The organism is Candidatus Erwinia dacicola (assembly GCF_001756855.1).
Lineage (GTDB): Bacteria > Pseudomonadota > Gammaproteobacteria > Enterobacterales > Enterobacteriaceae > Erwinia > Erwinia dacicola.
The window spans coordinates 1-8318 of the sequence record NZ_MAYS01000397.1 but is presented as its reverse complement, the minus strand read 5'-3'; the positions used below and the strand labels follow the sequence as shown (position 1 = coordinate 8318).

7 protein-coding genes and 3 pseudogenes are annotated in these 8318 nt (G+C 55.2%); 9 read left to right on the top strand and 1 reads right to left on the bottom strand.

What is annotated here, in order from left to right:
* Nucleotides 1-190 (bottom strand): hypothetical protein (locus BBW68_RS19190; RefSeq protein WP_222563087.1); only part of this gene is annotated, 190 nt, incomplete at its 3' end.
* Nucleotides 191-354: 164 nt separating this feature from the next.
* On the opposite strand from BBW68_RS19190, the pseudogene BBW68_RS11060 reads away from it, so the two are divergent.
* From BBW68_RS11060 to BBW68_RS17960, 9 genes and pseudogenes are all read left to right on the top strand, one after another.
* Nucleotides 355-1337, top strand: a pseudogene (locus BBW68_RS11060) (secretin N-terminal domain-containing protein).
* 393 nt (nt 1338-1730) lie between these two features.
* Entirely contained in the window at nt 1731-2252 is a 522-nt protein-coding gene (gene aroK, locus BBW68_RS11055) for a shikimate kinase AroK (RefSeq protein WP_070135409.1), read from the top strand.
* 54 nt (nt 2253-2306) lie between these two features.
* Nucleotides 2307-3395 carry a 3-dehydroquinate synthase gene (gene aroB / locus BBW68_RS11050; RefSeq protein WP_070135408.1) on the top strand — a complete coding sequence of 363 codons (1089 nt, stop codon included), beginning with the start codon at nt 2307-2309 and terminating at the stop codon, nt 3393-3395.
* A gap of 93 nt (nt 3396-3488) precedes the next feature.
* A pseudogene (locus BBW68_RS11045) lies at nt 3489-4400 on the top strand (SPOR domain-containing protein).
* 144 nt (nt 4401-4544) lie between these two features.
* The gene (dam, locus tag BBW68_RS11040; RefSeq protein WP_070135407.1) at nt 4545-5366 is read left to right on the top strand and encodes an adenine-specific DNA-methyltransferase; all 822 of its coding nucleotides are present in this window, start codon (nt 4545-4547) and stop codon (nt 5364-5366) included.
* Nucleotides 5367-5403: 37 nt separating this feature from the next.
* Nucleotides 5404-6090, top strand: coding sequence for a ribulose-phosphate 3-epimerase (rpe, locus tag BBW68_RS11035; RefSeq protein ID WP_070135406.1), 687 nt, complete (start codon nt 5404-5406; stop codon nt 6088-6090).
* Nucleotides 6074-6751, top strand: a complete 678-nt coding sequence (locus tag BBW68_RS11030; RefSeq protein ID WP_070135405.1) for a phosphoglycolate phosphatase — start codon at nt 6074-6076, stop codon at nt 6749-6751. Before rpe ends, BBW68_RS11030 begins: the two co-directional genes overlap by 17 nt.
* 17 nt (nt 6752-6768) lie before the next feature.
* A complete protein-coding gene (gene trpS, locus BBW68_RS11025) occupies nt 6769-7773 on the top strand; it encodes a tryptophan--tRNA ligase (protein ID WP_070135404.1) in 1005 nt (334 codons plus the stop codon).
* Between the two features lie 232 nt (nt 7774-8005).
* Nucleotides 8006-8083 (top strand): annotated as a pseudogene (locus tag BBW68_RS17960) (IS6 family transposase); the annotation flags it as partial.
* Nucleotides 8084-8318: the final 235 nt, after the last annotated feature.

The window sequence follows — 8318 nt, the reverse complement described above, 5'->3', positions numbered from 1 at the left end:
AGGCTGTAAGTGAATTTACATCACCTTGACGGACTAGACCCGGCTGGCGCACACCGGGGCGGTGCTTGAGCACTGGCACCCCGCGCGCGCCCCTTTCTTTTTGCAGGAGAGCCGCTGCCAGCCAGTGACCGGTGATGCGGCAGTGGGCTGGTGCCTGCTTGGCATCATTGGCCGCCCAGTCCACCACCATGCCTAGCTGCGTTCACCGCAGGGCAGCACGCCGCACGGACAGATCGGCGACACGCTGCCGGCGACCGCATGGCGGCTTGCCGCTATCGACTGGCTGAGCATCTCGCTTTCCCCCTAGCAGGATTGCCCGCCCGTTATCAAAGCTGACGTTAAAAGGACAACAACATGCACAAGATGCTCTATCTCTGGCTAGCACTGATCAGCCTACTCTCACTGGCGTTCGATGAAGCGCCCATCGGCCAAGTGTTACAGGCGCTGGCGGACTATCAGCAGCTGAATCTGGTGGTGGCACCCGGGGTGGAGGGCAACCTCTCGCTGCGGTTGAAAGGCGTGCCGTGGCAGCAGGCGCTGTCTCTGGTGATGAAAATGGGGCGGTTGACAACGCAGCAGCATGCCAACGTGCTGCTGGTCTATCCCGAAAGCTGGCAGCAGAAGGAGCAGCGCAAAGCCTATGCCCGACGTGAGGAACAACAGCAAAATCTGCCGCTGCACAACCTGACACTGACGTTGCAGCATGCGGATGCGGCAGCGGTCAACGCAGCGCGCCCAGCTAATGACGGCGCGCGGCAGCATTACGCTGGATAGCCGTACCAACAGCCTGCTGCTGCGCGATACCGATCGCGCACTGAAAGAGGTTGAACGCTGGGTGCGCCAGCTGGATGTGCCGCTGAAGTAGATTGAGCTGGCGGCGCAGATTGTCACCATCAGTGAAAAGAACCTGCGCGAACTGGACGTGAACTGGGGGCTAAGCGAAGAAGAGCAGGTGGCGACCGGCAGCAGCGGCTCCACCACCATGGAATTTAAAGAAGCGATGCTGGGAATGGAAGTGACGCCGGTGGTGCAGGCCAATGGTCGGATTTTGCTGAAACTGCACATTTTGCAAAATATGCCTGAACGCAACATGTGCAGCGGCGTTAATGAGGTGCTCACCATCGATAAGCAGGAGATCGACACGCAGGTCCTGAAGGACGGTTAGACGCTGGCGCTGGCGGGCATATTCCAGCAGCAGAGCGCGACAGGGCGGACTAAAATACCCGTGCTTGGCGATATTCCGCTGCTCCATGGCCTTTTTTGCCATGACGTACGTGAGCAAAAAAATGTGCGAGCTGGTGATCTTTATCACGCCGAGATTAGTGTTCAGTGACTAATGCAGTTCTAGCGCCAAACGACAGAACCTGCATGTTTTTCCCTGAATTGGTCACAGTTGCGTTTGACGCAAGGGCGGAATTAGCTTACAAGGTTTAGCGATTTTGAATTATGGGCTAGGTGCCCGCAGCAGCGAATGCTTTTTAAGCGTTTTCTATCGTGCGCAAGCGGCGTAGCCGATGCAACCACATCTGGCTGATAAATGAAGCGGATTGAAACGCGCCAAAATATTGCATGCAATGGGCAAGGTAGATTTAATCGGTTGCCAAAACATCTTCAGTGTTGAGATAATTTTCAGTTTGACTCTCGCACTATCGCTCATGAGGTTTCAGTTCATGTCCTGCCTAGTTTAAGGCGGGGTATCATCAACGAATTGGCTTAGTAATACCGAAAAAATGGCAGAGAAACGCAATATCTTTCTGGTTGGGCCTATGGGTGCCGGCAAAACCACTATTGGGCGTCAGTTAGCTCAACAACTCAATATGGAATTTTTTGATTCCGATCAAGAAATTGAGCGACGTACCGGAGCGGATGTGGGCTGGGTTTTTGACGTCGAAGGCGAAGAAGGCTTCCGCGATCGCGAAGAAAAAGTCATCAATGAACTTACTGAAAACCAGGGCATTGTGCTGGCGACTGGTGGCGGTTCCGTCAAGTCGCGTGAAACGCGCAACCGTCTCTCCGCCCGTGGCGTAGTGGTGTATCTTGAAACGACTATCGAAAAGCAACTGGCACGTACCCAGCGCGACAAAAAACGTCCGTTGCTGCAGGTGGATTCTCCACCACGCGAAGTGCTGGAAGCATTAGCTGATGAACGCAATCCAATGTACGAAGAGATTGCCGACGTTACCATTCGCACTGACGATCAGAGTGCGAAAGTGGTCGCTAATCAGATTATCAATATGTTAGAAAAGAGCTGAGTAACGCTCTGATGGCCCCGCGTGGGCGCAGCAAAAAAAAGGTGATACAGCGTCATGGAGAGGATTACCGTAACTCTTGGGGAGCGCAGTTACCCCATTACCATCGCCGCCGGGTTGTTTGCAGATCCGGCTTCTTTTTGGCCGCTTAAAGCGGGCGATCAGGCCATGTTGGTGACCAACCAGACGCTGGCTCCTCTCTATCTTGACACGCTGCGTTCTCGCCTTGAAAGCGTGGGGGTGGTGGTAGACCGGGTGATTTTACCGGACGGCGAGCAGTTTAAGACGCTGGCGGTGATCGACCAAGTATTCACGGCACTTCTGGCAAAGCCACACGGCCGTGATACCACCCTGATTGCTTTGGGTGGCGGTGTGATCGGCGATTTAACCGGCTTTGCCGCGGCCAGCTACCAGCGTGGCGTACGCTTTATTCAGGTGCCCACCACGCTGCTGTCGCAGGTCGACTCTTCCGTTGGTGGCAAAACCGCCGTCAACCATCCGCTCGGCAAAAATATGATTGGAGCGTTTTATCAGCCAGCGTCGGTGGTGGTTGATGTCGACTGCCTCAATACGCTGCCTGCCCGCGAACTCTCCTCTGGCCTAGCGGAAGTGATCAAATATGGCATTATTCTCGACGGCGAGTTCTTTAACTGGCTGGAGCAGCATCTTGATGCTCTGCTGGCGCTGGACGGAGCAGCGATAGCGTACTGTATTCGCCGCTGCTGCGAACTGAAAGCTGAGGTAGTGGCTGCTGATGAACATGAACACGGTCTGCGTGCGCTGCTAAATCTTGGCCATACTTACGGCCATGCGATTGAAGCACACATGGGCTACGGTAACTGGCTGCACGGTGAAGCGGTTGCCGCCGGGATGGTTATGGCAGCACGCAATGCCGAGCGTCTCGGGCAGTTCAGCTCACAGGATACCGACCGTATTATCGCGCTGCTGCAGCGTGCTGGTTTACCGGTGAACGGACCAGAAAGCATGGCGGCGGAAGATTATCTGCCGCACATGATGCGCGATAAAAAGGTGCTGGCTGGTCAACTGCGCCTAGTACTGCCACTGGCAATCGGCAAAGCCGAAGTGCGTAGCGGTGTGACACATGATATGGTGCTAGCATCCATTCAGGATTGCCAAAAGTCCTGATAACAATGTGCAAGCCAGCCACTGGCAACACTCACAGATGTATCACCGTCCACAGGGTTTGGGCGGCAACGCCGCTCTATGGGAGGAGGTTAAATGGACGAGTTAAAACCTGACACTAGCGAGCGCCGCCCGACGCGGCCACGCAAAGCGTCTTCTGCGCATAAAGTGCCAGTCTCCCTCCAGCATATGATGATGGGTATCGGGATCTTGGTGCTGTTGTTGGGCATCGGCTCGGCGCTGAAATCAGCGGACAGCGGCAGTGAGAAAAGTGCGCAGCAGCCTGCGGCTCCGGCCACCGGAGGCAGCACCGGCGACGGCGAGAAAAATATCGATCTTTCCGGCTTCTCTTCCATGAGCTGGCAATCCGATCAGCCGACCACGACGGAGAACAGTGCGCCAGCAACAGGACAGCCTGCTTCACCGCAGGACGTCAGCGTGCCACCTATCTCTCCAACGCCAACTGATGCGCCGCAGACGCAGACGCCTGCCAACCAGCAGCGTGTCGAATTGCTTGGCGATCTGAGCAACGCGCTGAGCAATTATCAGGAGCAGGTGGATGCAGCGGCGCAGGCCGGGCAGGACGGTTCTTCCCTGCCTACCGACGCAACAACGGTGGCACCCAGTGGTGAAACTCCGCGCTAGGTAACTAATAAACCGTCAGCGGCGAGCCATCAGCCTGCGCGCCAGACAACGCCAGCCGCGACCCATGACAGCAAAACTGCAACGGCGCACAAACCGGCCGCCAGCAAGCCCGCAGTGAAAGAGAGCAAGCCAGCGGCGGCACGCTAGGCGGCAACTTCACGCTGCAGCTGAGTGATGCTTCACGCTCGGACACGCTGAATCCGTGCGCGAAAAAACAGAATTTATCCGGCTACCATGTGTACCAGACAACGCGCAACGGTTAGCCGGATACGTGCTAGTAGCTCTTATGGCACGTCGGCCAAGGCTAAGCATGCTGTTCCTTCGCTGCTCGCTGAAGTTAGCGCAACCGGTCAGTCAGGTTAAAAAGAAGCCGGTAAGTGATATTTACCCGGGGTAACCCGGCATTTCCTTTAGTGTATAAGCGTGCCAAAAGCACGTCGATCATTTAAAGCGCAGATATGCTGTCGGTGTAACCACAGCCTGATAAGTAAACTAATAAATGACGGCATGAAAAAAAATCGCGCTTTTTTGAAGTGGGCTGGTGGCAAGTACCTGTTACTCGATGATATTCGACGCAATCTCCCGGAGGGGGATTGCCTGATCGAGCCGTTTGTCGGTGCCGGTTCAGTCTTCCTCAATACCCAATATTCCCGCTACATTTTGGCTGACATTAACAGCGATCTCATCAACCTCTATAACATTGTTAAAGAGCGTGCGGATGAGTTCGTTCCCGATGCGCGCATGCTGTTTACGCCGCAGGGGAATGACTCCGAGGTCTATTATGCCTGTCGCCAGGAGTTCAATCAGTGTAATGATGCCTATCGCCGCGCGGTGCTGTTTCTCTACCTCAACCGCCACTGTTACAACGGGCTGTGTCGCTACAACCTGAGCGGTGAGTTAAACGTGCCGTTTGGCCGCTACCGCAAGCCCTACTTCCCGGAAGATGAGCTTTACTGGTTTGCCGAGCGAGCGCAACATGCAACTTTTGTCTGTGAATCTTACGATGTTACGCTGGGAAAAGCGCTGCAGGGGACGGTGGTGTATTGCGATCCACCCTATGCGCCTCTGTCGGCCACGGCCAACTTTACAGCGTACCACACCAACAGCTTCACCATGCGCGAGCAGCAGCATCTGGCTGAACTGGCCACCATGTTGGCGCAGGAGAACAGCATTACCGTGCTAATTTCCAACCATGACACTCCGCTGACGCGAGAGTGGTATCAGGCGGCGACCAAGCTGCACGAAATCAAAGTGCGCCGCTCAATCAGCAGCATTGGCGGAAGTCGCCTTAAGGTTAATGAGTTACTGGCGCTGTATACTGGTCAGTGATGAGAGCCTGACGTCAGGCACAACTAGGGAGAAACGGATGAAACAGTTTTTAATTGCCCCATCAATTCTTTCCGCAGACTTCGCCCGCCTGGGCGAAGACACCGCTAAAGTACTGGCTGCCGGTGGTGATGTGGTGCATTTCGATGTGATGGATAATCATTACGTTCCCAACCTTACGATGGGCCCGATGGTCCTGAAAGCCCTGCGCGATTACGGCGTAACCGCCCCTATCGACGTGCATCTGATGGTGAAACCCGTCGATCGCCTAGTGCCTGACTTTGCTAAAGCCAGTGCTAGCTATATTACCTTCCATCCTGAAGCATCCGAACACGTTGACCGCACATTACAGCTGATCAAAGAACATGGCTGTAAAGCGGGTTTGGTACTAAATCCGGCCACGCCGCTCAGCATTCTGGATTATGTGATGGATAAGCTTAATGTGATCCTGCTGATGTCGGTTAACCCCGGTTTCTGCGGTCAGTCGTTTATTTCTAGCATGCTGAACAAACTGCGTCAGGTGCGTAAACTTATCGACCAGAGCGGCTACGACATTCGTCTGGAAGTGGACGGTGGCGTCAAAGTCGACAACATTGGCGCGATCGCAGAAGCGGGCGCCGATATGTTTGTCGCCGGCTCGGCGATTTTTGGTCATCCCGATTACAAAAAAGTGATCGACGATATGCGGACAGAACTGGAGAAATCTCGTCATGGGGCATTTCACTAATATCCGGGCGCTGGCCTTCGATCTCGATGGCACGCTGACTGACAGCGCACCGGGGCTGACCGGCGCGGTGGATGGTGCGCTCAGCGCACTGAACCTGCCGGCAGCCGGGATTGCTCGCGTCTCGACTTGGATTGGCAACGGTGCCGACATTCTGATTGAGCGGGCGCTGACATGGGCACTGGGCCACGCGCCTTCACCTGCGCTTATACGTGATGCCCGCGTGCTGCTGGATCAGCACTACGCCTCGCACGTTGACGGCGGCAGCCTGCTCTATCCGCAGGTCAAAGAGACGCTAGCCGCTCTGGCTAAACACAATCTGCCAATGGTGCTGGTGACTAACAAGCCGACGCCGTTTGTCACGCCGCTGCTGACTTCACTCGGCATTGCTGACTATTTTTCGCTGATTATCGGCGGCGACGATGTCGTGGCTAAGAAGCCGCATCCGGCACCGCTGTTCTTGGTGCTGGGCAAATTTGGCCTGCTGCCGGGCGAGTTAGTGTTTGTCGGTGACTCACGCAATGATATCCTAGCGGCGCAGGCGGCAGGATGTCCCTGCATCGGTCTGACCTACGGCTACAACTACGGTGAGCCTATCGCCACCAGTCAACCTGACGTCACGCTCGATCACTTTAACGATTTGTTGCCCGCACTCGGGCTGTAATTATTCAGGACGGAAATATGAGCAAACCCATCGTATTTAGCGGCGCACAGCCTTCAGGTAAACTGACCATCGGTAACTATATGGGTGCGCTGCGTCAGTGGGTCCAGATGCAGGATGACTATCACTGCATCTACTGCATCGTTGATTTGCACGCCATTACCGTGCGTCAGGATCCGGTCGCGCTGCGCAAAGCGACGCTGGATACGCTGGCACTCTACCTCGCCTGCGGGATTGACCCGCAAAAGAGCACCATCTTCGTCCAGTCGCACGTGCCGGAACACACCCAGCTAGGTTGGATCCTCAACTGCTACACCTACTTCGGTGAGCTGAGCCGCATGACTCAGTTCAAGGACAAGTCCGCGCGCTATGGAGAGAACATCAACGCCGGTCTGTTTGATTACCCGGTGCTGATGGCGGCCGATATCCTGCTGTATCAGACCACTCAGGTGCCGGTCGGTCAAGACCAGAAGCAGCATCTGGAGCTGATCCGCGACGTCGCTTCGCGCTTTAACGCGGTGTACGGCGACATCTTCAAAATGCCTGAGCCGTTTATTCCGGAATCCGGCGCGCGCGTGATGTCGCTGCTAGAGCCAACTAAGAAGATGTCCAAGTCTGACGATAACCGCAATAACGTTATCGACCTGCTGGAAGATCCGAAGTCGGTAGTGAAGAAGATTAAACGTGCGATGACCGACGGCGATGAGCCACCAGTGGTGCGTTACGATGTGAAAGAGAAGCCGGGCGTATCAAACCTGCTGGATATCCTTTCATGCGTGACCGGTAAGCCGGTTGCCGAGCTGGAAGCTGAATTCGCCGGCCAGATGTATGGTCACCTGAAGGGTGCCGTGGTCGATGCCGTATCGCAGATGCTGGGCGAGCTGCAGGAGCACTATCACCGCTACCGCAATGATGAAGCTTTCCTCGACCAGTTGATGCGTGACGGGACAGCTAAAGCCCGTGCTCAGGCGCAGGAAACCCTGAAGAAAGTGTATGAAGCCGTCGGCTTCGTGGCACAGCCGTAATATCGTTCCGTGGGTCGGACATGCCCGATCCCTACGCCAGATCCCACTCTCAATAAATTCCTTTCCCGAAGATTTCCTGCTGCTGCCGTGAACAGTGATATGGTTAAGAGCGTATCGTTAATCACCGAGGGTTTCTATGCAAGCCGAATTACAGTGGATTAATAACGGGGGCACTGTTGCAAAGATCTGGCGATGGTAAACTGATGCCACTGTTTAGTTGAAGGAGCAGCACATGAACCTATTTAAAGGTCGACATTTTGAGCGTCATATTATCCTGTGGGCCGTCCGCTGGTACTGCAAATATGGCATCTTTTCAGGCACACTAATCCGGCTCAGGCATCCGCAACCATCGCTTTTTCTCCATTCCACGCAACCTTTCCGACAGTCATGCCATCGCCTGCGTTCCTGCCTGAGCGCCGGCAAAACGCAGTCGGCCCTTGCACAGGATGCACTGGTACGGGTCGGTACCCAGGAAGCCCTTCATTAGCACCGCAAACCCCGGCTTCTCCGGCATTGTTGCAAAGATCTGGCGATGGTAAAGTGAT

Excerpts from the sequence above, each read along its gene's own strand:
- dam (WP_070135407.1), top strand. The coding sequence starts at position 4,545 with ATGAAAAAAAATCGCGCTTTTTTGAAGTGGGCTGGTGGCAAGTACCTG.
- aroB (WP_070135408.1), top strand. The coding sequence starts at position 2,307 with ATGGAGAGGATTACCGTAACTCTTGGGGAGCGCAGTTACCCCATTACC.
- rpe (WP_070135406.1), top strand. The coding sequence starts at position 5,404 with ATGAAACAGTTTTTAATTGCCCCATCAATTCTTTCCGCAGACTTCGCC.
- aroK (WP_070135409.1), top strand. The coding sequence starts at position 1,731 with ATGGCAGAGAAACGCAATATCTTTCTGGTTGGGCCTATGGGTGCCGGC.
- trpS (WP_070135404.1), top strand. The coding sequence starts at position 6,769 with ATGAGCAAACCCATCGTATTTAGCGGCGCACAGCCTTCAGGTAAACTG.
- BBW68_RS11030 (WP_070135405.1), top strand. The coding sequence starts at position 6,074 with ATGGGGCATTTCACTAATATCCGGGCGCTGGCCTTCGATCTCGATGGC.